23 protein-coding genes are annotated in these 24237 nt (G+C 57.7%); 5 read left to right on the forward strand and 18 right to left on the reverse strand.

The window, feature by feature from the left end; translation table 11 throughout:
* Nucleotides 1-22: 22 nt before the first annotated feature.
* The 4 genes from ACSQ3H_RS19640 to ACSQ3H_RS19655 form a co-directional block, all read right to left on the reverse strand.
* Nucleotides 23-2992, reverse strand: coding sequence for a bifunctional [glutamine synthetase] adenylyltransferase/[glutamine synthetase]-adenylyl-L-tyrosine phosphorylase (locus ACSQ3H_RS19640; RefSeq protein WP_436118592.1), 2970 nt, complete (start codon nt 2990-2992; stop codon nt 23-25).
* On the reverse strand, nt 2989-4389 hold the full coding sequence (locus ACSQ3H_RS19645) for a sensor histidine kinase (RefSeq protein ID WP_436118593.1): 1401 nt from the start codon (nt 4387-4389) through the stop codon (nt 2989-2991). Before ACSQ3H_RS19645 ends, ACSQ3H_RS19640 begins: the two co-directional genes overlap by 4 nt.
* Entirely contained in the window at nt 4386-5075 is a 690-nt protein-coding gene (locus ACSQ3H_RS19650; protein WP_436118594.1) for a response regulator transcription factor, read from the reverse strand. The genes ACSQ3H_RS19645 and ACSQ3H_RS19650 overlap by 4 nt, the downstream gene beginning before the upstream one ends.
* 159 nt (nt 5076-5234) lie before the next feature.
* On the reverse strand, nt 5235-6767 hold the full coding sequence (locus ACSQ3H_RS19655) for a Do family serine endopeptidase (protein WP_436118595.1): 1533 nt from the start codon (nt 6765-6767) through the stop codon (nt 5235-5237).
* A gap of 653 nt (nt 6768-7420) precedes the next feature.
* On the opposite strand from ACSQ3H_RS19655, the gene ACSQ3H_RS19660 reads away from it, so the two are divergent.
* Entirely contained in the window at nt 7421-8311 is an 891-nt protein-coding gene (locus ACSQ3H_RS19660; protein ID WP_436118596.1) for an MBL fold metallo-hydrolase, read from the forward strand.
* Between the two features lie 104 nt (nt 8312-8415).
* Entirely contained in the window at nt 8416-8985 is a 570-nt protein-coding gene (locus ACSQ3H_RS19665) for a cytochrome b (RefSeq protein ID WP_436118597.1), read from the forward strand.
* Nucleotides 8986-8988: 3 nt separating this feature from the next.
* On the opposite strand, the gene ACSQ3H_RS19670 is transcribed toward ACSQ3H_RS19665, so the two are convergent.
* The 14 genes from ACSQ3H_RS19670 to ACSQ3H_RS19735 form a co-directional block, all read right to left on the reverse strand.
* On the reverse strand, nt 8989-9465 hold the full coding sequence (locus ACSQ3H_RS19670; protein ID WP_436118598.1) for a cytochrome c-type biogenesis protein: 477 nt from the start codon (nt 9463-9465) through the stop codon (nt 8989-8991).
* On the reverse strand, nt 9462-11444 hold the full coding sequence (locus tag ACSQ3H_RS19675; RefSeq protein WP_436118599.1) for a heme lyase CcmF/NrfE family subunit: 1983 nt from the start codon (nt 11442-11444) through the stop codon (nt 9462-9464). Before ACSQ3H_RS19675 ends, ACSQ3H_RS19670 begins: the two co-directional genes overlap by 4 nt.
* Nucleotides 11441-11884: a cytochrome c maturation protein CcmE gene (gene ccmE, locus ACSQ3H_RS19680; protein WP_436118600.1), complete on the reverse strand. Its 444-nt coding sequence runs from the start codon at nt 11882-11884 to the stop codon at nt 11441-11443. The genes ACSQ3H_RS19675 and ccmE overlap by 4 nt, the downstream gene beginning before the upstream one ends.
* Entirely contained in the window at nt 11884-13053 is a 1170-nt protein-coding gene (gene ccmI / locus ACSQ3H_RS19685; RefSeq protein ID WP_436118601.1) for a c-type cytochrome biogenesis protein CcmI, read from the reverse strand. Before ccmI ends, ccmE begins: the two co-directional genes overlap by 1 nt.
* Before the next feature lie 203 nt (nt 13054-13256).
* Nucleotides 13257-13694 carry a hypothetical protein gene (locus ACSQ3H_RS19690; RefSeq protein WP_436119501.1) on the reverse strand — a complete coding sequence of 146 codons (438 nt, stop codon included), beginning with the start codon at nt 13692-13694 and terminating at the stop codon, nt 13257-13259.
* A 73-nt stretch (nt 13695-13767) separates the two neighbouring features.
* Nucleotides 13768-15069 carry an ATP-binding protein gene (locus ACSQ3H_RS19695; RefSeq protein WP_436119502.1) on the reverse strand — a complete coding sequence of 434 codons (1302 nt, stop codon included), beginning with the start codon at nt 15067-15069 and terminating at the stop codon, nt 13768-13770.
* 143 nt (nt 15070-15212) lie between these two features.
* Nucleotides 15213-15884, reverse strand: coding sequence for a response regulator transcription factor (locus ACSQ3H_RS19700; RefSeq protein WP_436118602.1), 672 nt, complete (start codon nt 15882-15884; stop codon nt 15213-15215).
* Nucleotides 15885-15914: 30 nt separating this feature from the next.
* On the reverse strand, nt 15915-16169 hold the full coding sequence (locus tag ACSQ3H_RS19705) for a hypothetical protein (RefSeq protein ID WP_436118603.1): 255 nt from the start codon (nt 16167-16169) through the stop codon (nt 15915-15917).
* A gap of 90 nt (nt 16170-16259) precedes the next feature.
* The gene (locus ACSQ3H_RS19710; RefSeq protein WP_436118604.1) at nt 16260-16481 is read right to left on the reverse strand and encodes a hypothetical protein; all 222 of its coding nucleotides are present in this window, start codon (nt 16479-16481) and stop codon (nt 16260-16262) included.
* A 34-nt stretch (nt 16482-16515) separates the two neighbouring features.
* On the reverse strand, nt 16516-18903 hold the full coding sequence (locus tag ACSQ3H_RS19715; RefSeq protein WP_436119503.1) for a phage tail protein: 2388 nt from the start codon (nt 18901-18903) through the stop codon (nt 16516-16518).
* Nucleotides 18785-19321 carry a hypothetical protein gene (locus tag ACSQ3H_RS19720; RefSeq protein WP_436118605.1) on the reverse strand — a complete coding sequence of 179 codons (537 nt, stop codon included), beginning with the start codon at nt 19319-19321 and terminating at the stop codon, nt 18785-18787. Before ACSQ3H_RS19720 ends, ACSQ3H_RS19715 begins: the two co-directional genes overlap by 119 nt.
* Before the next feature lie 147 nt (nt 19322-19468).
* Nucleotides 19469-19801, reverse strand: a complete 333-nt coding sequence (locus tag ACSQ3H_RS19725; protein ID WP_436118606.1) for a type II toxin-antitoxin system PemK/MazF family toxin — start codon at nt 19799-19801, stop codon at nt 19469-19471.
* A complete protein-coding gene (locus ACSQ3H_RS19730; RefSeq protein WP_436118607.1) occupies nt 19801-20061 on the reverse strand; it encodes an AbrB/MazE/SpoVT family DNA-binding domain-containing protein in 261 nt (86 codons plus the stop codon). The genes ACSQ3H_RS19725 and ACSQ3H_RS19730 overlap by 1 nt, the downstream gene beginning before the upstream one ends.
* A 64-nt stretch (nt 20062-20125) precedes the next feature.
* Complete coding sequence (locus tag ACSQ3H_RS19735) at nt 20126-20761, reverse strand: LysE family translocator (RefSeq protein ID WP_436118608.1); 636 nt, start codon at nt 20759-20761, stop codon at nt 20126-20128.
* A gap of 271 nt (nt 20762-21032) precedes the next feature.
* On the opposite strand from ACSQ3H_RS19735, the gene ACSQ3H_RS19740 reads away from it, so the two are divergent.
* The 3 genes from ACSQ3H_RS19740 (at nt 21033) to ACSQ3H_RS19750 (ending at nt 24173) form a co-directional block, all read left to right on the forward strand.
* Entirely contained in the window at nt 21033-23186 is a 2154-nt protein-coding gene (locus ACSQ3H_RS19740) for a transglycosylase domain-containing protein (RefSeq protein WP_436118609.1), read from the forward strand.
* Between the two features lie 64 nt (nt 23187-23250).
* A complete protein-coding gene (locus ACSQ3H_RS19745) occupies nt 23251-23586 on the forward strand; it encodes a DUF6364 family protein (protein WP_436118610.1) in 336 nt (111 codons plus the stop codon).
* Between the two features lie 161 nt (nt 23587-23747).
* Nucleotides 23748-24173: a hypothetical protein gene (locus ACSQ3H_RS19750; RefSeq protein WP_436118611.1), complete on the forward strand. Its 426-nt coding sequence runs from the start codon at nt 23748-23750 to the stop codon at nt 24171-24173.
* Nucleotides 24174-24237 lie beyond the last annotated feature (64 nt).

The raw sequence follows: 24237 nt of genomic DNA on the forward strand, positions 1-24237 counted from the left end.
ATATCAGTTCAAGCTGATATTATTATTGTTTGCGGGCGCTCTTGAGCAGGCTATCGAAGGTCTTTCGAACTGACCGCGCCGTTTCGTTGAGATAGGTCTCGACGCGATCGAGGTCGGGCAGATCGCAAGCGCGGCAGAGCAGTTCGCCAAGGCCAGGCGGGAAATCCTCACGCTTCACGTCGCCGTTCAAACAGAGACGAATGATCTGCGTGATGCCCGTGTAAAGGTTAGCGGCTTGGACCAAGCCGTCGGCGGTCGCCGGCTCGACGCAGTCCGGCTTGAGTTTGGCTATTACCTCGGCCGTCGATTGCGCGATAACCGGCCCCTCGACATTACCGGTGAGCACGGCAAACTGCGCGATGAATTCCAGGTCGATGATGCCGCCCGGCACGAGCTTCAAATCCCATCTATCTCGCGGCGGCTTCTCCGTCTCGATCAGCGTCCGCATTTCGGCGACATCCTTGGCGATCTTTGCAGTGTCGCGCGGCAATGCCAAAATCTCGGTCACTTCCTGCTCGATTTCGCCAAAGAATGCGATATCCCCGGCCACCGGCCGGGCGCGGGTCAGCGCCATATGTTCCCAGGTCCAGGCGTCAGTACGCTGATATTTGCGGAATGCGTCGATATGGGTAGCGACGGGACCTTTGTTGCCCGAGGGACGCAGGCGGAAATCGACTTCATAGAGAACGCCCTCGGCGGTCGGCGCGGAAAGCGCTGCGATCAGCCGCTGGGTCAGCCGCATGTAGTATTGCGATGGCGGGAGTGGCTTGTCCCCATTCGACTCTTCCGCGTGCTCGTCATGGTCGTAGAGCAGGATGAGGTCGATGTCGGAGCCGGCTGTCAGTTCACGGCTGCCGAGTTTGCCCATGCCGAGGATGGCAATGCGCCCGCCACTGATTTTGCCGTGTTTACCGGCGAACTCGTTGATGACGGCCTGCAGCGCCCGGTCGATAACAAGATCGGCAAGATCGGAAAAAGCCTTTCCCGCACGCGCGCCGTCGATCGCCCCGGTCAACAGCCGGATTCCAATTAGAAAGCGATGCTCTGCCGCAAAGATGCGCAGCCGGTCGAGAATATCCTCATAAACTTTCGAGGGCCCGAGAAAGCCTTCCAGCCGTTCGGCCAGATAGGCGCGCGTCGGCACATCGGCAAAGATCGCGGGATCGAGCATGCCATCGAAGATATGTGGCTTGCGGGTGATGATATCGGCAAGCCGCGGCGCGGCACCCATGATCAGCACCAGAAGGTCGAGAAGACGCGGGTTGGACTGCAGCAGACTGAACAGTTGGATGCCCGCCGGCAGGCCCTTGATCATCTCGTCGAAGCGCATCAGCGCCTCATCGGCCCGGCTGGTTGCGCCGAATGCCTTGAGCAGGACGGGCGTCAGTTCAGTCAGGCGTTCGCGTGACTCCGCCGATTGCGTCGCGCGATAACGGCCGAAATGCCAGGTGCGGATCACGCGGCAAATATCACTTGGCCGTTTGAAGCCGAATTTTTCCAGCGTTTTCAACGTATCCGGATCATCGACATCGCCGGTGAAAACCAGATTGCCGGTCTCGCCGGTCAGGTCCTGCGCCTGTTCGAACAGTGCCGCATAGTGGGTCTCGACTGTCTGCAACGCCTGCCGGAAATCTTCCGCGAAGGTCTCGCCATCCTTGTAACCCATCATATGAGCTACGCGCAGGAAGTTCTCGTCATCCTCCGGTAGCGTGTGTGTCTGCTCGTCCGCAATCATCTGTATACGGTGCTCGACGTCGCGCAGAAAGCCATATTTCTGCACCAACGTGTCACGTGCCTCGATGCTGATCCAGCCAAGTCCCTGCAGTGCAGCCAGCATATCGACGGTGCGCGAACCGCGCAGTTGCGGAAAACGGCCACCGGCGATCAATTGCTGTGTCTGCACGAAAAACTCGATCTCGCGAATACCGCCGCGACCGAGCTTCACATTGTGGCCGCGCACGGCAATTTCTCCATGCCCCTTGTGTGCATGGATCTGCCGCTTGATGGAGTGAACGTCGGCGATCGCCGCATAGTCGAGATATTTGCGCCAGACGTAAGGCGCGAGCTCAGCCAGAACACGTTTTCCCGCATCGATATCGCCCGCAACAGGCCGCGCCTTGATCATGGCGGCGCGCTCCCAATTTTGCCCGCGCCCTTCGTAATAGTTGAGCGCGGCAACAACGGGTATGGCCAGTGGCGTCGAGCCGGGGTCGGGCCGCAGGCGCAAATCCGTACGGAAAACATAGCCATCGGCGGTGCGATCCTGCAGAATACGCACTAGGCGGCGCGTCAGGCGCGAAAAGGTTTCCACACACTCATAAGGATCGGTGATCGCCGGGCTCTGCTCGTCGATGAAGATGATCAGATCGATATCAGAGGAATAATTCAGCTCGAAAGCGCCGAATTTTCCCATGGCCAGAATAATCCACCCGCTCCCCTTCGCAGGGTGTTTTGGGTCGGGCAGCTTGAGCTTGCCCGCCTCATGCGCATCGCGCAGCAGGAACCGCACGGCAGCACCAACGCTTTCCTCAGCGAGCCGCGACAGCCAGAGCGTGGCATCCTTGGTCGTGAACGATCCGGAGAGATCGCCGAGGGCGATCAGCACATGGCCTTCCAGCTTCAATTGGCGGAGCGCGGTCATAATGCCAGCTTCGGTGACCGTATCGCTTTCCGAGCATGCAGCAATCTCCTGCATCAACACTTCGAGGCGCTTTGGCAAGCCTATTTCGAACAATGGCTCGATGATCATCGGGCGGCGCAGCAGGACATTGCGCAGATAGGGCGAGAGATCGAGAACAGCGGACAGAAAGCGAGCGGCGGGCTTGTTGTCTTTCAGAGCGGCGATGCCGGAGGATTGTTTTTTCGCAGCATTTTCGAGAAGATCACGCAGAAAGGCCGCGGCATTCTTCTCGTCGAGTGGCGTCAGTTCACGCAAATCGCTGGAAAAGAAAGGTTTTTCGTCAAGACTAGCCGCCCCGGCCTTGGCATTCATGCATTTTCCTCTCCCACCGGAAATGCAAGCACTGCTCGCAACCCCGGCGCATTGTCCGTCAGTTCCAGCGTGCCACCGTGCAATTTCATAACTGCCTTGGCAAGGCTCAATCCCAGCCCCGACCCCGGTTGCGAACGGCTTTCCTCCAAACGCACGAAGCGTTCCGTTGCCCGGCCCACCTGATCTGCCGGGATGCCAGGACCATTATCGGCGACGATGAGCTTGACCTTGTCTTCGTGCTTTTCAACGGAAAGCATTACTTCAACCGGATTTTCACTAACGCTCGCATATTTGATGGCGTTGTCGACGAGATTGGAAATGGTCTGGCCGATCAATTCGCGGTTCGCCTTGACCGGCGTTTCGTCGATTGGTCCCAACGTAAGCTTGACGCCCGCCTCCTCGGCCGAAGGCTCGTACAGCTCGAAAACGTCTTCGACAATTGTCGATAACGCAATCCGCTCCATCGTCTCCGTCGAATAGCCGGATTCGAGGCGCGAGATCATCAGAATGGCGTTGAATGTTCTGATCAGCTGATCGGAGTCGCTGATCATGCCTTCCATGGCGGCGCGATAGGCCTTCGTTGTCTTGGCGTTTGACAGTGCGGACTCAGCGCGATTGTGCATGCGTGTCAGCGGCGTCTTCAGATCATGGGCGATGTTGTCGGAAACGTGCCTGACGCCTTCGTTCAATTCCTGAATGCGCGCCAGCATACCGTTGAGGTTTTCCGAAAGGCGGTCGAATTCATCGCCGGATCCGCTTACCGGAAGCCGCCCCGCCAGGTCGCCGCCCATGATGCGTTGCGAGGCTACCGAGACCTCGTCAATACGTTGCAGCGCACGTCGCCCAACGAAGAACCAGATCAGGAATGCACCAACGCCCATGATGCCGAGAGCGGCCATGAGCGCACGGCGCACGACAAGCCGGACCTGTTCCGGTTCGCCAAGATCGCGCCCGACCATCACCCTTATGCCATTCGGCATGACGATGACCCGGGCAATGGCCGTGTGCACCTCCGGATCATTGCCTTCATTGTAACGTTCGTAAGTGATGGGACGCTCTATCCAGCCTTCAGTCTGCAGAACACCTACTTCAATGCTTTGGACATTGCCGGCAACGATGCGGCCTGCGGGATCGGTTACGAGATAGAGATAAGCACCTGGCTGACGTCCGCGCCGATCGATCGTACGCACGAGGCCGACAATGCCGCCCCGCTGGTAGACCTGACCGATGCTCTCGACTTCTTCATTGATGGCCGTCTCGGTCTGCGTCGTCAGGAGCCGGACGGAAGAACTGGTGATATAGAACACCAGCACCAGCGCGCAGATCGTGAACAAAATGAGATAGAGCGCTGACAGCCTGACGGCTGTCATTTTCATCATGGAACGGAAACGGCTCATGCATCAGTTCCGGCGGTCGCTTTCAGCATGTAGCCGGCTCCACGCACCGTGTGCAGAAGGGGCGTTTCGAAGCCCTTTTCGATCTTGCCCCGCAAGCGCGAGACATGCACATCGATGACGTTGGTCTGTGGATCGAAATGATAATCCCAGACATGCTCCAGCAGCATTGTGCGGGTCACGACCTGTCCGGAATGGCGCATCAGATATTCGAGCAGACGGAATTCGCGTGGCTGGAGAATGATAACCTGACCGGCCCGCTTGGCGGTGTGCGACAGACGGTCGAGCTCGAGGTCGCCGACGCGATAGACAGTCTCGGCCTCCTTCGGGCTCGATCGTCTCTGCAGCACTTCGATCCGGGCCAACAGTTCTGAGAAAGCATAGGGTTTGGTCAGGTAATCGTCGCCTCCAGCCCTGAGGCCGGTGACACGATCATCGACCTGACCAAGTGCGGAGAGGATCAGCGCGGGTGTATCGTTGCCTTGGGCTCGGAGAGCCGCGACCACCGAAAGACCATCGCGGCGCGGCAGCATACGGTCAACGACAAGGGCATCATAAGTCCCCTGCTCCGCCAGTGTATAGCCGGTTTCGCCATCGCCAGCTATATCCGCCGAGTGGCCTGCCTCGGCAAAGGCCTTCTCCAGGTAGCGGGCCGCTTCGCGGTCATCTTCGATAACGAGAATCTTCATGGCGTCACATTAAGCCGGTTTCGGTGAATGAGTGAAGTGTCCTGCACAATACAGAAAGAAAGCGGGCGGCAGATTATCGAAGGATCTGCCGCCCTTTTGTGCTTTGGCGCTAACGGGGGTGGGGATGCAGCGCCGCCGCAACCTTCATTTTCATGCGGATCAACCCTGGTTGATCGGCAGAGCCACAAACCGCGACTGATCGTTGGTCTGCACCTGGAGAAGAACGGCCTTGCGACCGGACTTCGACGCATCGGCAATCGCAGTGTCAATCTCCGCACCGGTCTTCACCGGCTTGTTGTTGACCGAGACGATGATGTCGCCTGTCGTGATGCCCTTGTCGGCGGCGTCGCCCTGACGATCGACATCCGTCACCACAACGCCCTTGCCATCATCGGACGGCATGACCGTCAGGCCGTAATCGTCAAGAGCCGAAGGCTTTGCCTGATCGTCCTGCTTCGGAGTAGCAGACGCCTGCTGGTCGTCTTGCGGGTACGGCTTGATCGCAACATTGATCGATTTGGCCTCGCCCTTGCGCCAGACGGAAAGCTCCGCATCCTTGCCGGCGCTGATTGCCGCAATCTTCTTGGCAAGATCGCGCGGATCGGCGACGGTGTCGCCATTGACGGCCGTGATCACGTCACCGGCCACGATACCAGCCTTGGCGGCAGGCCCATCGGCCTGCGGCTCGGCAACAAGCGCACCTTTTTCTTCGGCGAGGCCGAGAGATTCAGCGATTTCCTTGCTGACCGGCTGTATCTGAACACCGATCCAACCACGCGAAACCGTGCCGGTTTTGATCAGCTGATCGACGACATTCTTGGCGGTTGTCGCCGGGATGGCAAACGCAATACCAACACTGCCACCCGAAGGCGAGAAGATCGCCGTATTGATGCCGACAACTTCACCGTTCAGATTGAAGGCCGGACCGCCGGAATTGCCGCGGTTGACGGCTGCGTCGATCTGCAGGAAGTCGTCATAAGGACCTGCGCCGATATCGCGGCCACGGGCCGATACGATACCAGCCGTTACAGTACCACCAAGGCCGAACGGATTACCCACGGCAACGACCCATTGTCCGACGCGAATCTTGTTGTCATCGCCAAAGGACACATAGGTGAACTTGCGCTTGTCATCGACCTTCAGAACGGCAAGATCGGTGCGTTTGTCCTTACCAATCAGCTTGGCGTCGAGTTCGGTGCCGTCATTCAGCACGACCGTATAAGCGGTGCCATCCTCAACGACGTGGTCGTTGGTAACGAGATAACCGTCTTCCGAGATGAAGAAACCAGAGCCCTGTGCAGTCGGGCGAACGCGGTCCGGGCGATTATGATCGCGCGGCGATTTGTGCGGTTCCATGCCACGCTGGCCCTGCTGGCCCTGGCCGAACTCATAGAAAAACCGCTTCATGGGATTGTCATCGGGCAACTGATCAAGGCCCGGGAAACCGGAATTGTCATCGGCAGTCTCGCGGACCGCGCTCTTGACACGAACACTGACGACAGCGGGGCTGACCTTTTCGACGACATCGGCAAAGCCGGGCTGCTGGGGAGCATCTACACGCACAGCCTCAGCTTGCGCCGGGACAATGGCGCTAAGCGGTCCGGTCGCCAAGAGGCCCCCGACGAGAGCCGAGGACAACAGGGCGGCGGCGATGCCCGCGCGGTAAACAGAGGACTTACGATTGTTCGACATTTAGATGTATCTCCTTGGGCGTCTGACCAATATCTGATCGTTTATACCAACAGTGATACAAATAAGAACGTTACGTCGCTATTTCCGTAACATGACAAATTTGTAACCCGCGACCGCGCTTCATGCCGAGCGAGCGGCACGACATGCGCAGGATGGCGCTCAAGCGGCGGCGAAGCGAGCGGCTCGCATCAGTAGCGGCAATCCAGTTCTGCACGAAACGAGTGGGCTTACTTCGATTTGATATATTCGGATTACGTCTTGCGACGGCACTTTTCGTCATAAAAATATCTCTTCTCATAAAAATTGAGGGCAATGCCCGTAAAAATTGCAACAAATAAAAACACAACCTAAAATGGCATAACTGCCACCAGGCGTTTCACTAGGATAGTATCAGAGATGCCGGCGTCCTGCTTGGCAACCAAGCCAATGGAAAGCGAAACTCTTTTTGTAAATATGTGCTGTCCAATACAGCAAGCTAATATATGACTCAATGGGAGATTTAAACTTTACACATGTAATTTTTAACTTTTTCCATAAAATCATTATACTTTAGTCTAATATCGGCTGCTATTTGCTGCCATCAGACCGAAATTCCCTTAACGTCGCCAGGATGCGTCGATTCAAGATCGGCGCCTCCAAAACGGAGTTCGAACATGCAAACACTCGGATCGACCATGCGCATTCATCGCCCCTATGACGAAGTCTATGCGTTCTATGATGGCAGGATCGAGGGTGTGCGGGCCTATGCCGATGAGCCGAACTGGCTCGACGACGGAGCCTATTCGCTCGGCGTGTGTTCCTATGCCATTGTTTCTGGCGATGAAGCGCTCGTTTACGACACGAGCATCTCGCTTCCCCACGCGCAGATCATCCGCAAGACGCTGGAAGACGCCGGCGTGCGCCACATACGCGTCGTGCTCAGCCATTGGCACGTGGATCACGTGGCCGGGAACGAAGTCTTTGCGGATTGCGAGATCATCGCCAATACGTTGACCGCGCAGGCAATGCGCGACAATCGTGAACGGCTGGAGAACGACAACCCGCCGATCAAGCCGCTCATCATGCCGAACAGCACCTTTGAGACAGAGCTGAAGTTGAAGGTCGGCGATATCGATGTGGAACTGCGCCATGTCGACATTCACAGCCATGACGGGACGATGCTGATGCTGCCGCAGCGCAAGTTGATGCTGGCGGGCGATGCGCTCGAAGAACCGATCACCTATGTCGCCGAGCCGAAGCGGCTCGAGCATCATCTGCGCGATCTGGAGCGCATGGCAGCGTGGGATATCGCGAAAATCCTGCCCAATCATGGCGCGGAGGAAATGATCGTCGCGGGCGGCTACGGACCGGAATTGATCACGGCTACACGCAGCTATGTGGAAAAGCTGCTGCGCCTGCAGGGAGAGCCCGAGCTGGCGAGGCAGGACCTCAGAACCTTCGTAGCAGAAGATTTTGCCTCGGGCGTGATCAGCTACTATGGGCCCTACGAACCTGTCCACACGCGCAATGTCAGTGTGATCTTGAAAGGCTTCGAGGAAGCCTGACTTCACGCCGCACACCATTACAAATAATACATTTTACATTTTCGCTCGAATAATCGACGGTTTTTACGTGTTCTGTTCAGACTGCGATTTCAGGAGTGAATATCATGCCAAATCCAGGTGTCCGCACCGCAGCCGCTCAATCAACGCGGCAGGTTTATGACAATGCGACCATCATTCTGCATTGGCTGACAGCAATTCTGGTGATTTCGCTTTTTGCCGGCGCGGAGACGTGGGGTTTTTTGCCTCGGGGAACGCCACTGCGCGGAGAATTGCAAACGCTGCACATATCGCTCGGGATTTTGCTCGCCGCCATTATAGTCATGCGCGTCATCTGGCGGTTGGCGCAGGGACGGCGGCTGCCGCCTGCAACGACGGGTCTTCAAGCAATCGCCGCGAAGACAGTCCATATCGCGCTTTACGTTTTGCTGTGCCTGCAAGTTGCACTCGGTTTCCTGTTCCGCTGGGTGCAGAACGAGCCTTTTGCCTTCTTCGGCCTGTTCACCATACCCCACGTTGCACTGGCGCCGGGGCTTCGGTCGACGTTTGGCTGGTTGCACAACAACGTCGCGTGGGCGATCATCATTATCGCCGGATTTCACGCCCTTGCCGCGCTGCTGCATCATTATGTGCTGAAGGACCGCGTGCTAACGCGCATGTTGCCCGCGAAAGGCTGAACCTCAATCGCCGGATGCGCCGACGAGTTTTTTGAGTTGCTTCTTCTCGCTCTCGGAAAGAGGCGCGGCTTCAACAGGACTAGCACGGCGGCGCCGGATCGAAAGGACGATCGCGACGCCACCAGCGAGCAAAACTGCAATAGGAAAGCCCCAGAGCAACAGCGTACTCATCTGCAGCCGCGGTCTGAGCAGGACGAATTCGCCGTAGCGCGCAACGAGAAACTCCAGCACCTGTTCGTCCGTATCGCCGGCAACCAGCCTTTCACGCACCAGCACGCGCAAATCCCGGGCGAGATCGGCGTTGGAGTCGTCGATGGATTCGTTCTGGCACACCATGCAGCGCAATTCGGCGGAAATGGTCCGTGCGCGCTTTTCCAGCACCGGATTGGACAGCATTTCATCGGGCGAAAGAGCTTGCGCACCGCTCGCGGCGAAGCAAAGCGCCAATCCAAGAGCCAGAGCTGAGATAAGGCGTCTCATGCGACGGCTCGCGCTGGTCGCGGCTTGGCCCTGCTCGGTGCGCCAATGCGCAGGCGCCGGTCGAGCAGCGACATGCCGCCGCCAATCATCATCACCACGCCGCCTAGCCAGATCAGCGTCACCAGCGGTTTCCACCAGATCCTCACCACGATACCGCCATCCTTGGCCGCATCGCCGAGCGAAACATAAAGCTGGCTGAACAGGAACGTCTTGATGCCGGCCTCGGTCGTCTGCATCTTGCGAACCGGGAAAAAGCGCTTTGCAGAGGTGAGATCGGTTACGGGTTGGCCGGCATCGTTCATAATGGTGAACCTGCCCTGATCCTCCATGTAGTTCGAGCCCTTGACCGTGTCGACGCGGTCGAAACGCAGCGTATACCCGCCCGCCCTGATGCCGTCGCCCGGCTTCATCACCAGCACGCTTTCGGTGGCAAAAGTCGTCGTGGCGACGATGCCGAGAAGGGTGACGCCGAGGCCGAAATGCGCAAATGCGGTTCCAAATACGGAGCGCGGCAGGCCCATGATACGCTGTGCCATCGAGCCTAGAGAAGTTTTGCCAACGCCGGCCTTGAGCGAAATATCGGTCACCGCACCCAGCATGAGCCAGACGGCAAGTCCGATACCGAAGGCCGCGAGCACGCCGGACGCCGAAGTCTTGTAAAGCACGAATGCCACAACAAGCAGCGCAATGAAAAAGGCCGTCATCAATCGTTGCGCCACGGCGAGAATATCGCCGCGCTTCCATGCCAGCAGCGGCCCGAACGGGACGGCCGCAAGCAGCGGGATCATCAGCGGACCGAAGGTCAGATTGAAGAACGGTGCGCCGACGGAAATCTTCTCGCCGGTCAGCGATTCCAGCAGCAGAGGGTAGAGCGTGCCAATCAGCACCGTGGCGGCGGCAGTGGTCAGGAACAGATTGTTGAAGACGAGCGCCCCTTCGCGCGAGATCGGCTGGAAAAGCCCGCCAGGCGCCAGCGTCTGTGCCCGCCAGGCGAACAGCGCCAGCGATCCACCAATGAACAGGACGAGAATGGCGAGGATGAACAGGCCGCGCCCCGGATCGGTGGCGAATGTATGCACCGAGGTCAGCACGCCCGAGCGTACAAGGAATGTGCCGAGCAGCGACAGCGAGAAGGTCAGGATGGCAAGCAGCACGGTCCAGATTTTCAACGCCGAGCGCTTTTCCATGACCAGCGCCGAATGCAGCAGCGCAGTACCGGCGAGCCATGGCATAAAGGACGCGTTTTCGACCGGATCCCAGAACCACCAGCCCCCCCAGCCAAGCTCGTAGTATGCCCAGTAGGAACCCATGGCGATGCCGCCGGTCAGGAATATCCATGCCGTCAAGGTCCAAGGCCGCACCCAGCGGGCCCATGCGGCATCGATGCGGCCGTCGATCAGCGCGGCAACCGCAAAGGAGAAGCAGACCGAGAAGCCGACATAGCCGAGATAGAGCATGGGCGGATGAATGGCGAGGCCGATATCCTGCAGGATCGGGTTGAGATCCTGCCCTTCGATAGGCGCTGGATTGAGGCGGGCAAACGGATTGGATGTCGCGACGATGAACAGGAGGAAGGCACTGCCGATCCAGGCCTGAACGCCAAGGACATTGGCTTTCAATGCAGGCGGCAGATTATTGCCGAAGAAGGCAACCAGCGCCGTGAAAAAGCTCAAGATCAGCACCCAGAGCAGCATTGAGCCTTCATGATTGCCCCAGACACCCGTGAACTTGTAGAGCAGCGGCTTTTGCGAGTGCGAGTTTTCAAAGACGTTCTGCACGGAAAAGTCGGAAAGGACATGCGCGGATGTAAGCGCCGCAAAAGACAGGGCAATCAGGGCAAACACAGTGAATGAGGCAGGCACCGCAACAGCCATCATGCGGTCATCGTTACGGCGCGCGCCGAGCACAGGCAACACCGCTTGGACGATGGAGAGCGCCAACGCCAGCACCAGCGCGAAATGTCCGAGTTCGACGGTCATTGCTTGCTCTCTCCCTGCCAGACACCCTTGGCTTTCAGACTATCGGCAACTTCCTTCGGCATATAGTTCTCATCATGCTTGGCGAGCACACTGTCGGCAACGAATGCGCCGCCGGGCATGAACCTGCCTTCGATAACGACGCCCTGATCTTCGCGGAAAAGATCCGGCAGGATGCCATCATAGGTCACGGGAACGCTTTTGACATGGTCCGTGACGGAAAAACTGATCTTCGAGCCGTCGCCACGCACAACGCTGCCCTTTTCGACCAGACCGCCGAGGCGGAAGCGCGACTCCGATTCAACATCGGATGCCTGAATGTCAGACGGCATGCGAAAGAATGCGATCTTCTGCTGCAGCGCGAATAGCACCAGCGCCGCTGCAACCGCCAGGACGAACAGCCCTCCCCCGATCACCGAAAGCCGCTTCTGTTTGCGCGTCATCAATTATTCTCCGGTTGGTCCGGTTCGTCGGCAAGGCCAAGCTCGTTTGCCACCGCATCGAGCCGCGCAAGCTTGTCTGCACTCAGCACCTTTCTCGCCCGGCCCAGCGCTTCCAACGCATCATTGGGCCGGTTGAGAACCACATAGGATCGGACGAGCCTTTCCCAGCCTTCGATATCATCAGGCGATTGTTTCAATTTTTCGGCAAGGTTCGCAACCATGCCTTCGATCATCGCGGCGCGGTCCTGATTATTCATGCCCGCCGCGGCTTCGACCTGCGAGGCGTCCGGCCCGGTTTTCTCGACATCGCTGACGTCCGGCGCATCACCGGCGATCTCATGATCGAGCCTCGTCAAGGCTGCCTGCGCCTGATCGCGCCACGGAACATCCGCAGGCGCTTCCGCCAAGAGCTTGCGGATCAGGTCCCGCGCCTCTGGCAGGCGGCCCTGCTGCATCCAGCCATCGATAATATAGAATTGCGGCCGCATATCCTTCGGGTCGAGTTCAAGAGCATGCTTGAACACCGCTTCCGCTTCGGGAGTAATCTTGCCATCGGCAGCGGCGGACATCGCCTGGCCTAGCCCGAGTTGGCGCACTGCACTGTCGCCATTGAGCCGGATCGCGTGTTGATAGGCGGTGACGGCATCGGCCGGGCGGCCAAGCCTCAGATAGATCGGTGCAAGCACTTCCCAGCCCTGCCCGTCATCGGGATTGAGCGCGAGATGCGCTTCGGCGCGTGCAATCAATTCCGCTGGCGTACTCTGGTCCGCCGGCTTGGCAAGCCGTTCCGCCAGTGGCTGAGCTGGCAAATCCGGGGAACCGATCTTGGTGTAAATACCCCACGAAATCAGTGGGATGGCGAGGACAGTCGCGAGTGTGAGCCATTCGCGCGTCGCGCTTTTCTTTGGCCGGACAATCGCCTTGTCGTCCTCCACGGCCCTGGCTGATTTGAGAAGACGGCGACCGATTTCGGCGCGTGCCTGCTCACTGCTGACAGGGTCGATCAGACCGCGCTTTTCATCCGCATCGAGCTCGCGCAACTGATCGCGATAAACCTCGACATCATATTGATTGTCCGACACGGGGGCTTGGACACGTCGCGTCAACGGCAAAAGCACAAGCAGCGTCGCGCCTACGGTCAGAACAGCAGCAGAAATCCAGAAAATCATGGCTGAGACATACTCTCACCCCCGCCTAAAATCCAAATGGATTTAAATTGATAGGGCAATTCGCCGCAAACACTGTGAACGTTTTGAGCATTCAGCCTGATGAGGCAGATGGTGTGGTTTTCGAGAACCGGAGCGCAGCGGACGTTTGGTCCGTGAGCACCGGAAGCGGAGAAAATCGCATCAGGTGCCCATCAGGGTGGATGCTAGGTGAGCGGTGTCCAGCTGCCATCCTCGTTCCGGCAAGCAGTACCACGTGCTGATTGCGGTGTACCGTCGATGCGCACCGTATGCGTGTACTGGCGGCAGTTTTGCGAACCGACCTGATAAGGCTGCGCCGCAACGACTTCGCCTGAATGGCTGCCGCTGCTGTTCTTCCATTCTACGACTTTGCCGGCGGGAGAATATTCGAGCGCCTGATATTCGGCTTGCAGCGCGCGCTTGCGATCCGATGCATCCAGCGAGGGGTTGTTTCCGATCAAGCCATTGCCCAGTGCTGCAAGAACACCCGTTGTGGCGGGCTGTTTCGACCCGCCCGTGAGCCCGCTCAGCGTACTGCCACCATTGCTTTTCGAACCGGATGTCGTGGAACAGCCAGCCAAAACAACGATAGCAAGCAGGGAAATAGCTACATGGAATTTCATCATCGGTCCGTTTTAAGGTGCCCTTTACAATAGCCTTTTATGGCCTGATTAATCGTTCGCTTGCAAGCTAGATTCAGTTGCCCGCAACCGGAAGTGTCAGCCGCGCGGCCAGACCGCCGAGGTCGGCGCTTCGCTCCAACCGCAGCGTACCGCCATATTCGCGCACCGTATCGTGGACGATCGAAAGCCCGAGACCCGTACCCGGCTTGCTCTCGTCGAGCCGCTTGCCGCGCGTCAGCGCATCCTTGATCTGCCCTGGAGCGAGGCCAGCACCATCATCCTCGACGCTGATCTCCAGCCCGCTATCCACCTTCGCGAGCGTAAGCCTGATAACACTGCGGCCCCACTTTCCGGCATTTTCCAGAAGGTTGCCGACGACCTCCTCAAGGTCCTCCTGCTCACCTGCAAAAATGGCGTCGTCCATGTAATTGTTGAATTGAACGTCCATTTCGGGATTGAGTTTCGTGGTGACACGCACCAGCCGGGTGAGGATCGGGGTAACCAGGGCGCGAAACACAACGCTATCGCGCTGTGCGGCAACCCGTGCCCGCTGCAGATAATGCTGCACCTGAACCTGCATCGCCTTGGTTTGCTCGGCAATGATGCGCCCGTCCGTCCCGCCGATAGTCCGGCTTTCATTGACCAGGACGGAGAGCGGCGTTTTAAGCGAGTGCGCAAGATTGCCGACCTGGGTGCGCGAGCGCTCCATGATACGGCGATTGTTTTCGATCAGCGCGTTCATTTCGCGGGCAAGCGGTGCAATCTCGTCGGGCAGACGTTCATCCAGGCGTGAAACCTTGCCCTCGCGAATATCGGCAAGCGAACGGCGAACGCGGTCGAGCGGACGGAGGCCGAAAAGAATGACCGCGGCGTTGATCAACGTTCCGCCAAGACCGAATATGCCGAGATAGAAATAGAGCGTATTGCGGAAATGAGCGATCTCGCCTTCGACCTCGCTCAAATTCCCCATGACCCTGAACCTGGCAACGCGATTTTCCGCATCGAGAACAACTTCGGTTTCGACAACCGAGAGCTGCTGGCCGTTCGGACCTGGCTCGATGTAGGAACGTTGAAAGGACGTATCGAAGGGAACATTGAGGGTCGAGGGGGAGTCGATCTCCCAATCGCCAAGCGAGACGGATTTGAGCGACCCTTTCAGATTGTCGGCGACCGGTTCAACTGACCAGTACCAACCGGAAAGCGGGCTCGAATAGCGCACTTCGCCCGGATCAGGACGTCCGGCAAGGGTGCCGTCATTGACGCTGACCGAAGCGATCACGCTGAAAAGATGGGCCGAAAGCAGCTGCTTAAAGCTTTGCAGGCGCGCTTCGCCGTAGATCGTCGAAATGATGGTGGCTATGGCTACGAAGGAAATGATGGTCCACAGCGTCGAAAGCATGATGACGCGGAGCGACAGGGAACGTAGGCTGGGAAGATAGCCGGTCAGCGGGATTTTCACGCGTTGTCCCTTCTTCCTTCAACCATGCATAAATGCGGTGCGTAGTTCGACAGGCTCAATCAGACTTTGCCGTCCTGCAACTTGATCCGATATCCCATCCCGCGGATCGTTTCGATGAGATCCATACCCATCTTCTTACGCAAACGGCCAACGAACACTTCGATCGTATTGGAATCCCGATCGAAATCCTGATCGTAAAGGTGCTCGACCAGTTCCGTTCGCGATACGACCTCATCCATGTGGTGCATGAGATAGGACAACAGCCGGAACTCATGCGAAGTGAGCTTCAGCGCCGTACCGTTGACAGTGGCCTTCGATGTCTTGATATCGAGGCGCAGCGGGCCGCAGGTGATTTCCGACGAAGCATGACCCGCAGCGCGGCGAATGAGGGCGCGCAATCGTGCCAGTACTTCCTCGATATGGAAGGGCTTGGCAACATAGTCGTCGGCTCCCGCATCGATGCCCGCAACCTTGTCGCTCCAGCGATCACGCGCAGTAAGCAAGAGCACGGGCATGATCCGCCCGTCCCGGCGCCATTTTTCAAGTACGGTCAGCCCGTCCATCTGCGGCAGGCCAATATCAAGGACCACCGCGTCATAGGGTTCGGTATCGCCAAGAAAGTGGCCCTCCTCGCCGTCGGAAGCCTTGTCGACCACATAGCCAGCATCGGTCAACGCATCGACGAGCTGGCGGTTGAGGTCACGGTCATCTTCGACGACGAGTATTCGCATCCAGAATTTCCCTTGCCGGCGGTATATGGATCAGTTTGCTGGTACGGCGACTTCCACGCGGCGCGGACGTTCGCCATCCTTGCCGGGAATAAGCACGACCACGACACAGACTTCTTTACCGTTCTGCACAACCGAAGTAGCGCGCGCAAGTGTACCACCTTGCGAATCCGCCACCCGTTGCCCGACAGACGAACAATCTGCGGCGAAGGCAGTGCCGGCGCTGAAGACGCCAGCGACTGAGATCAGGCCCGCTAGGGGCAGGGAGATAGAGAGGTGTTTCATCATGGCGTCATTATTATCGGTTGCTGTCTGAACGATGCATGAACGTTTGGTAATATGGCTGACAGGATTGCCATAAGTTCACGCCTTTTAACATCATATTTCTTTACGTGTAATGAGCGTTGTAGCGCTGACACGACCGAAAAGTGCGACAATACCGCTGAGCGCGGTCACAAACTCAATAATCGTATCGGTCAGCGAGCCTTGATCGATGCCATCGGTCGATATGTGGAAGAAGCTCGAACAGGAGAGCAGGATAGTCACGATCGATGCCCAGACAGTCTTCGACAGAAACCACGGTTTTTCATTCGTCATCATAAATTCCTTTTTCAAAACGGAGTTATTTTCAAAATCATTTGACCGCTAGTTTGCAGCGCATAGGCCTCCCCGGCCCCACGACAGCCGAGATCATCGCAACGCTGAAGTCGATTTCGGACTCAAGGCTGCCGAGATCACCCAGCCGCTGCGAAACACCATAGGTCCAGTCCGGACTATCGACATCGACGGATCGAATCAGTTTTTCATCCTTTCGTATTTCAACGCGGTAAGCCTCACGCTCTTCGCCAAGCGGAATATCGGGTGCGAGCCAGCTGTCGGCATCGATTCGCCCGCGCCTTATCCAATTGATGTGAACGTCACCGTTCGACCCGGTCCGCGACCGCATTTGCACGGGTTCGAGCGGCTGCAGGGCGCGCAACCCGCCCGCCCGTGCAACGGTGCTGAAGAACTGATCGGTGAAATCTTCTCCGGAAGCGCCAACGCGCCAGGAAAGTTCGAGACCGGTTTCCTCCGATTTCAATCCAGCCGGGCTAACGGCATCGTTCATCAAAATGAACGGTGTTCCCGCGGCCCTTGGCTGCATAGCCTCGCGCTCGGTACCGCACTGCCCGCGCAACAGCCCGTTCAATCGCCACACATCGCTTTGTATTTCCTCGGCGTTGAGAAACTGCAGTGCCTCCCAGTTACCGTCGGCCGTGCCAACCAGCGCAGAGTTTGCGCCACTGAGTATCTGCGATAACGAGGCCGAACTCAGTTCGCCATAGTAAAGCTGCACATCGAGCGTCTGCCCATTCAGCACCCGGCCGCTCGCTCCAGCCACCAGCGGCGCAACCAGTTCTCCCATCACCGCACGATTGGCGAGCGCCGTTCTCGGCTTGAAATCCACCGCCTCCGGTGACGCGTAGACACTGACCCCGCCCCACGGGTCGGCAAATGCTGCGACACGAAACTGGTCGACCGGCTTTTCCACGCCCGGCCACGTTGGAAGGTCCAGAAGCTCGAAATAGGGTCTCCCACGAACGGCGGATTTCCCGCCATCGGCAGGCACCGGCAGCATGCCACGAACGGGATAGCGGACATGTTGCGGCAAGGCCCTGGCCTCGACCCGGCGTGTCGCCCCGTCTTCGATGGAGGTCACGACGAAATCCGGCGCCGAGGTTGTTCCCGCAATCCTCACCCTGTCACCCGGCTTCAGAGCAGCCTGCTTCCAGGGCACTTCAAACGACGCGGTGCGCCGCGCGGCCCGGCGTGTTTGCAACGCTTCCTCAACCAGCGATTTCGCCTGCGCCGTGTCGATCATGCCCGGGAGTCCGATGTTTTCGGTGCCTTTGCCGTCAAGGCGCTCGGCAAAACTCATCGCCGCCTGGTAGTCCAGCATCGGATCACGGTAAGCCATTTCGATACGCGCAGGTTGATCCGTCAGCTCCTGCATGCGCCAGGTTACCGGCCCGCCCTCATCCTGCTCCACGAACTCCTCGATGAGCGGCGCCTGGGCATCCATGTGTGCTGTGCTCCGGAAAACCAGGCTGTTGCCGCTCTCGAGACTATCCACACCGTACAGTGCAAGCAGAGGTTCGACAGCCGAGCGGGCGCTGGTTGGCTCTTCGATGACATAGCCGCTGACAAAACCGTCAACGCGGCTGGTATCAATATTGGTCGTGCCGAAATCGCCAAGGATTGCGGTCAGCAATTCATCGAGCGCGACTCCGGAGATCCGACCGTTTAGCCAGTGTCCCGTCGTCCAATTTTCACCATCCGACCAAAGTGATCTGTTCAGCGGAAACTCCGGATAGGGACGGGTATCCCATGCCCAGACGTAGAGGCGATCCGGATCAAGCATCGCGCCGGAGTTACCACTATTCCAATAGTTGAAATGCGCGCGCAGGAAACGGTTTTGCGCAAGGTCGCTGCGTCCATGATCGGAGTAATATGGAAATGCGCCCTCCGACGATTTCATGTCGGGAAAAACGTTCGGCTGATTGGGACCCTTGTCTGCAGCCGGGCATCCTAGCTCATCGCACCAGGCGGCGTCGAATTGCGGGCCGCGCAGGCTGTCCGGGTCTTCCGATGAAAACATCGACGCCGTGGCACCACTCGTCCAGACAAGGCGGCGGCGTGTCATTTCGTAACGAGGCCTTTCAGCGCGAGACACCGACATGATGCCCGATGGCCCGTCGATCATCACTTCGCGCACATCTGCCAATGTCTCACCAACCAGCGCGATATTGCACGATCCTTTCGATGCAAATGGAGGGAGATGAGGGGCCATGCCGTTGACCCATTCCGCGCCCATGCGCGTCTTGCCGGAACCGCGCCCGCCGAGGATCAGCCAAGTCTGCCACTCACTGCGCGGCGGTTGCTGCGTCGTTCTTCCCCGGCAAATCCATTCCCGTTCGAGCGCTTTCAATTCCCTTTCGTTGAAATTCTTCCCGGACCAGTTCTCTTGCACGGCTATCAGCAAGTTCATCGATCCTTTCATCAACCAGTTTCAGGACGGCGCGGAGCTCATCGGCAGTCAGGCTGCCTATGGTTTGCGCCTGCCCTTCACGAAAGCGCTCCTGCAAATCGCTGACGCGTTCTATGGTGCGGGCAAGGAGTGCCAAGGCATCGAGCCTCGCCTTACCCGACGCTTCTTTATCCAGCGAGGAAAGCGTATCCAGTTCCTTTTTCAACAGATCCATGATCCGCCGGGCAAGACGCAACTGCCGGTTTCCCTGTTGCATATCGCTATACGACAGACCGTCGCGTCTGAGTGCTCGCAGGAACTGGTCTTCGGTCAGTCCGAGCAGCGGCACGATTTCGGCGGCGGATACGCCATATTCGCGGCACAACGCAAATGCGCTTCGCCGGCGCATGGCGGCGGCAAAATTGACTATCATGGATTGTCCTTGAGATAGAAGCCAAAACGGCTTCACTCGCCGAGCCAGCCCGCGAGATATTGGAGTCACATTTCCGACGATGACTAAAACCTACAGGACAACCGTAACGCAGTCAAGGACTATTTTCCTTATTATGAAAATTATCCTTTACTCGAACAGCGATACAACAGCAGCAACAACTTCATCGACAATATGTGATGGTGCTTTTTCAAGCTTCTTGCCTCCGCGAGCGCGAAGATCGATCGTTCTCATCTGATTGCACAAGACAACGCCATCTGTCGTCATGCCAGCACCCGTGAGGCTGACCGCAAAGCCCCTGTTGCGGGCGAATTCGCCCCCTCCCGTTACTGGAACAATGATCGCAAGACCTGTAAGCCGGTTCGCAACGCCGGAGGATACAACCATCACCCGGCGCTTTCCACGCTGTTCATGTCCTATGGTTGGATCGAGATCAACGAGATAGATGTCGCCCTTGTCCATCAAATGATTTCTTTGCCCACAGCGGGAGCATCGAGCCATTCGCGCTCCTCATCTGTCATCGGCACTGAGAAATCACACATTGCCAGGCGCTCTTCCAAAGTCAAACGACGCGGCTTATGCTTGGCAATCACGACGGTATCACCTTCAATCGATAAATCCACCTGGGCGTTGGGCGAAACGTCGAGGATATCCAAAACGGTTTTTGGTAGAGCGAGCATCGTCGATCCGCCCACCTTCCTTAATGTAATTGTCTGGCCCATTCCGATTGCAACTCCAAGTTATATTTAAATATAATATATAGCAGTTTTGACAAACATCAATAAGCTACGCAGCCGCAGCCTTCTTCCATCCGAGCGCCAACAACCCTGCCCCGATCATCAGCGATCCGCCTGTCCGATTGACGATACGCTGGACCTTGGGCTTGCGGATGGTCTGGCGTGCCATTGAAGCCATCAAGGCGTAGGTTCCGGCGTTCAGTGTGGCGAGGACCAGAAAGGTCGTTTCGAAGATCACCATCTGCGTGAAGATCGGGCGCGTCGTATCGAGGAACTGCGGCAGGAAGGCCACGAAGAAGATAATGCTCTTGGGGTTGAGCGCAGTCACCACGTAGGCATGGAGGAAGATGCGCACTGCCTTTTCGTTCTTCTCCGGCATTTCCCCGGTTTCCGGATTGGTGATCGGTGCGCGCCAGAGCTTGATGCCGAGATAGATGAGGTAGGCGGCGCCGACCCATTTCAACACGGTGAAGATCGCTGCCGATGCCGCGAGCAAGGCGCCGAGTCCGAGCATGGAGGCGGTCATCGCGGTGAAATCACCGAGCGCGACACCCGCGACTGTCGCGGCAGCAAAGCGCCGGCCATGGCCAAGCGCATAGGATATGACAAGAAGGATCGTCGGACCCGGAATGGCGAGAAGAATTGCCGACGCTGCAACGAATGCCAGCCAATGCTCAATGGACATGCTTTTGCTCCCCAAACTTCCCAAAAATGACACCAATCCATCGGATCAGATCAATTGCAAGTAGAAACTTTTGGGCCACAGCCCTCAATGAATATGGAATTCACGTCGCGTTGCCCCTGTCGTAGCAAGCGAAAAGGCGCTACTCTTTCCGTGGGATGAATGGCCAAAATAAACGCTTCAACAGCCACCTTCAGAAGCTGTTAAACGTAATCGGCTACACCATATTCTTCTCTGGAAGATATGGCTGACGACAGGGCAGGCAAGAAGTTTGATGAACGAGCCACGGCCGGACAAGGAACGCCAGCGATTCAAGGTCTCGCCGCTGCTCGGTCTTGACGCCTGGATCGATTCGACCCTTTACGAGTTGCGGTTTCGCCTCGCGGAATTCTGGGAAGACACCACCATCTTCTTCCGCCGCTTCCATGTGACCGGCTGGCGGCGCGCGGTTTTCGAAGTCCTTGGCGAAGCGTTCACCTGGGGCACGGTCGGTTCCGTGCTTATGCTGACGCTCGCCATTCCAGCCTTTCACGAGACGGAAAAGAACTGGCGCACACGCGACGATTTCGCCGTGACCTTCCTTGATCGCTACGGCAACGAGATCGGCCAGCGCGGTATCCTGCATCGCAGCGCCGTGCCCATTGACGAGTTGCCGGACCATGTCATCAAGGCGGTTCTCGCAACGGAAGACCGGCGCTTCTTCGACCATTTCGGCATTGATTTCCTCGGGCTTTCGCGCGCCATGACGGAAAACCTGCGCGCCAATTCCGTTGTCCAGGGCGGCTCGACCATCACCCAGCAGCTGGCGAAAAACTTGTTCCTCACCAATGAGCGAAGCCTTGACCGCAAGATCAAGGAGGCCTTCCTCGCGCTCTGGCTCGAATCCAATTTGAGCAAGAAGGAAATCCTGCAGACATATCTCGACCGCGCCTATATGGGTGGCGGCACATTCGGTATAGCCGCCGCCGCGCAATTCTATTTTGGCAAGAGCATCAAAGACGTCAATCTGGCGGAGGCGGCGATGCTGGCGGGCCTGTTCAAAGCGCCGGCGAAATACGCACCGCATGTCAACCTGCCCGCCGCACGTGCCCGCGCCAACGTGGTGCTCAGCAATCTCGTCCAAGGCGGGTTGATGACCGAAGGCCAAGTGGTCGGCGCGCGCCGCAATCCGGCAACTGTGGTCGATCGCGGCCGCTCGGAAAGCCCGGATTACTTCCTCGATTGGGCCTTTGACGAGGTAAAAAAGGTCGCACAGAAAATGCCGACCCATACGCTCGTCGTTCGCACGACGCTCGATACGGGTATCCAGAAGGCAGCGGAAGAGTCGGCAGAATATCACCTTCGCCAGTTCGGCAAAGAATATCACGTCACCCAGGCTGCCATCGTCGTCTTGGAAAACAACGGCGCCGTCAGGGCCATCGTTGGTGGGCGCGACTATGGCGAAAGCCAGTTCAACCGCGCCACGGCCGCCCTGCGGCAGGCTGGCTCGTCATTCAAGCCCTATGTCTATGCTGCCGCCATGGAAAAGGGCATGACCCCGAAGACGCTGGTCTCCGGTGGAGCGGTTTCCTGGGGCAACTGGTCACCGCAGAATTACTCGCGCCAATATCTGGGGAAGATCGACCTCACCACGGCGCTGGTCAAATCCATCAATACAGTACCGGTGCGTCTCGCCAAAGACTTTCTGACCACAGCACCGATTGTTGCGTTGACCAAGGCTATGGGCGTTGAATCACCAATCAGCTCGCACAAGACCATGGTGCTGGGAACATCGGGCATGACCGTCATGGACCAGGCAACCGGCTATAACGTCTTCGCGACTGGCGGTATCGCCGGCATGCGCCATCCCTTCACGCAGATTTTGAGCCAGAATGGCGACGTCCTGTGGGACTGGAAGAAAGATGGTGTCAAGCCGCATCGGGTTCTTTCCGTCACGGCTGCAAATAACATGAACATCATGCTGTCGCAGGTACCGGAATGGGGCACAGGCCGCCGCGCTGCCCTGCCGATGACGCGCGCGGCGGGCAAGACAGGCACCACTCAAAGCTATCGCGATGCATGGTTCGTCGGCTTCACCGGCAATTACACGGCGGCCGTCTGGTTCGGCAACGACAATTTCACACCGACCAAGGAATTGACCGGCGGCATCCTTCCGGCAATGACGTGGCAGCGGCTGATGAATTACGCGCATCAGAATATCGATCTCAAAGCCATTCCCGGCATCGATCCGGCCATGCCGAAGCAGGATAAGGTTGCGGCGGCGAAGGCTGAGGCGGACGCCGTTGACGATGACGCGTTAAAGGCGGAAGAGCGGCCACGGGTTCTATCTGGTGCCACCGCAGCGGCCATCCGAGAAATCGGCCAGGCGTTGAAGGCCGCGCCGCAGCTCAAATTGCCAATCCTGCCCGCGAAAGTCTCCGCGCTTTGATTCCAGCAAGCTTGATCAGAGCCTCAATCACATATATATGTGAAGAAGCTTTGGAGATAGTTGAATGCTGAAGAATACGACGTTTAACCTGCCAGAGAGCCTGATCCGTAAAGCAAAGACTTATGCATCGATGCATCGGACATCTGTGACTGCCATTATTCGCGACCATCTTGAAGCGATTACCGCGGCGGAGAGCATCCCTGAAGGGAATGATCCCTATGTAGCTTTTGTCGAGGGCAGAATGACAAAGGATCAAGCCGTGCAGGCTGCAGGGCTACGGGATTACAGCGAGCTACTTATTGGCCTGGGCGAAAGAGGTCTGTCGCTTCCAGCTCTTCCGAATCATGAACTCGAAAATCAGGCAGCCACGTTCGCGCGTCTCTGGAAAGACGCTGGATGAAGCGCTGCACGGTAATAATACCTGACGCCGGTCCATTCAACAGCCTCTGGGTCGCCGACCAGCTGCCCTTGCTTCTCAAACTAGAGATGCCAATTGTGGTCCTTGATGCGGTGTACGACGAGATGACGAGCGATCCCGAACATTTTGCCAAGGATCGCGATGTGAAGAATTTCATCGACCAGAACAGGCCGCCATTTATTCTCGAAATCACAGAAACCGGACGCGAAGAGAGGATCAAACGGCGCGAAGGGAGAAAGTTGCGGAAGAATGCAGGGGAAGTCGCAATCACCGATTTTATGAGTGACGGCCTTGAAAAATACGCCGGCGACACTGACCCCGTCATTATTCTTTTTGAAGATGCGGATATTCCGATGGTCAGATTTTTCCGCAAGCCTCCCAACCTGCATCTGCTTTCGACGATCGGAATGTTGCGGGGTCTGGAAAAGGTCGGTGTGATCCAATCATCAGAAGAGATCGTTCATTCCATGACTCATCCCGCGGATCCCACCAAACGGCCGAGGGTATTCAACGATCTGCCTGAAGGAACGGACGATCCGGCAGCAATGGGCAGTAAATGGACACCATGAAAGAGATGGCAAGACTCGAGCGTACGATGCATTCGCCGCCGCGCTGCCAGACCTTGCTTCCCGC

Source organism: Phyllobacterium sp. LjRoot231, from assembly GCF_964253365.1.
Taxonomy (GTDB): Bacteria; Pseudomonadota; Alphaproteobacteria; order Rhizobiales; family Rhizobiaceae; genus Phyllobacterium.

Bases quoted from the DNA above. Each gene is read 5' to 3' on its own strand.
- ACSQ3H_RS19640 (WP_436118592.1), bottom strand. From the start codon at position 2,992: ATGAATGCCAAGGCCGGGGCGGCTAGTCTTGACGAAAAACCTTTCTTT.
- ACSQ3H_RS19645 (WP_436118593.1), bottom strand. From the start codon at position 4,389: ATGAGCCGTTTCCGTTCCATGATGAAAATGACAGCCGTCAGGCTGTCA.
- ACSQ3H_RS19650 (WP_436118594.1), bottom strand. From the start codon at position 5,075: ATGAAGATTCTCGTTATCGAAGATGACCGCGAAGCGGCCCGCTACCTG.
- ACSQ3H_RS19655 (WP_436118595.1), bottom strand. From the start codon at position 6,767: ATGTCGAACAATCGTAAGTCCTCTGTTTACCGCGCGGGCATCGCCGCC.
- ACSQ3H_RS19660 (WP_436118596.1), top strand. From the start codon at position 7,421: ATGCAAACACTCGGATCGACCATGCGCATTCATCGCCCCTATGACGAA.
- ACSQ3H_RS19665 (WP_436118597.1), top strand. From the start codon at position 8,416: ATGCCAAATCCAGGTGTCCGCACCGCAGCCGCTCAATCAACGCGGCAG.
- ACSQ3H_RS19670 (WP_436118598.1), bottom strand. From the start codon at position 9,465: ATGAGACGCCTTATCTCAGCTCTGGCTCTTGGATTGGCGCTTTGCTTC.
- ACSQ3H_RS19675 (WP_436118599.1), bottom strand. From the start codon at position 11,444: ATGACCGTCGAACTCGGACATTTCGCGCTGGTGCTGGCGTTGGCGCTC.
- ccmE (WP_436118600.1), bottom strand. From the start codon at position 11,884: ATGACGCGCAAACAGAAGCGGCTTTCGGTGATCGGGGGAGGGCTGTTC.
- ccmI (WP_436118601.1), bottom strand. From the start codon at position 13,053: ATGATTTTCTGGATTTCTGCTGCTGTTCTGACCGTAGGCGCGACGCTG.
- ACSQ3H_RS19690 (WP_436119501.1), bottom strand. From the start codon at position 13,694: ATGAAATTCCATGTAGCTATTTCCCTGCTTGCTATCGTTGTTTTGGCT.
- ACSQ3H_RS19700 (WP_436118602.1), bottom strand. From the start codon at position 15,884: ATGCGAATACTCGTCGTCGAAGATGACCGTGACCTCAACCGCCAGCTC.
- ACSQ3H_RS19705 (WP_436118603.1), bottom strand. From the start codon at position 16,169: ATGATGAAACACCTCTCTATCTCCCTGCCCCTAGCGGGCCTGATCTCA.
- ACSQ3H_RS19710 (WP_436118604.1), bottom strand. From the start codon at position 16,481: ATGATGACGAATGAAAAACCGTGGTTTCTGTCGAAGACTGTCTGGGCA.
- ACSQ3H_RS19720 (WP_436118605.1), bottom strand. From the start codon at position 19,321: ATGATAGTCAATTTTGCCGCCGCCATGCGCCGGCGAAGCGCATTTGCG.
- ACSQ3H_RS19725 (WP_436118606.1), bottom strand. From the start codon at position 19,801: ATGGACAAGGGCGACATCTATCTCGTTGATCTCGATCCAACCATAGGA.
- ACSQ3H_RS19730 (WP_436118607.1), bottom strand. From the start codon at position 20,061: ATGGGCCAGACAATTACATTAAGGAAGGTGGGCGGATCGACGATGCTC.
- ACSQ3H_RS19735 (WP_436118608.1), bottom strand. From the start codon at position 20,761: ATGTCCATTGAGCATTGGCTGGCATTCGTTGCAGCGTCGGCAATTCTT.
- ACSQ3H_RS19740 (WP_436118609.1), top strand. From the start codon at position 21,033: ATGAACGAGCCACGGCCGGACAAGGAACGCCAGCGATTCAAGGTCTCG.
- ACSQ3H_RS19745 (WP_436118610.1), top strand. From the start codon at position 23,251: ATGCTGAAGAATACGACGTTTAACCTGCCAGAGAGCCTGATCCGTAAA.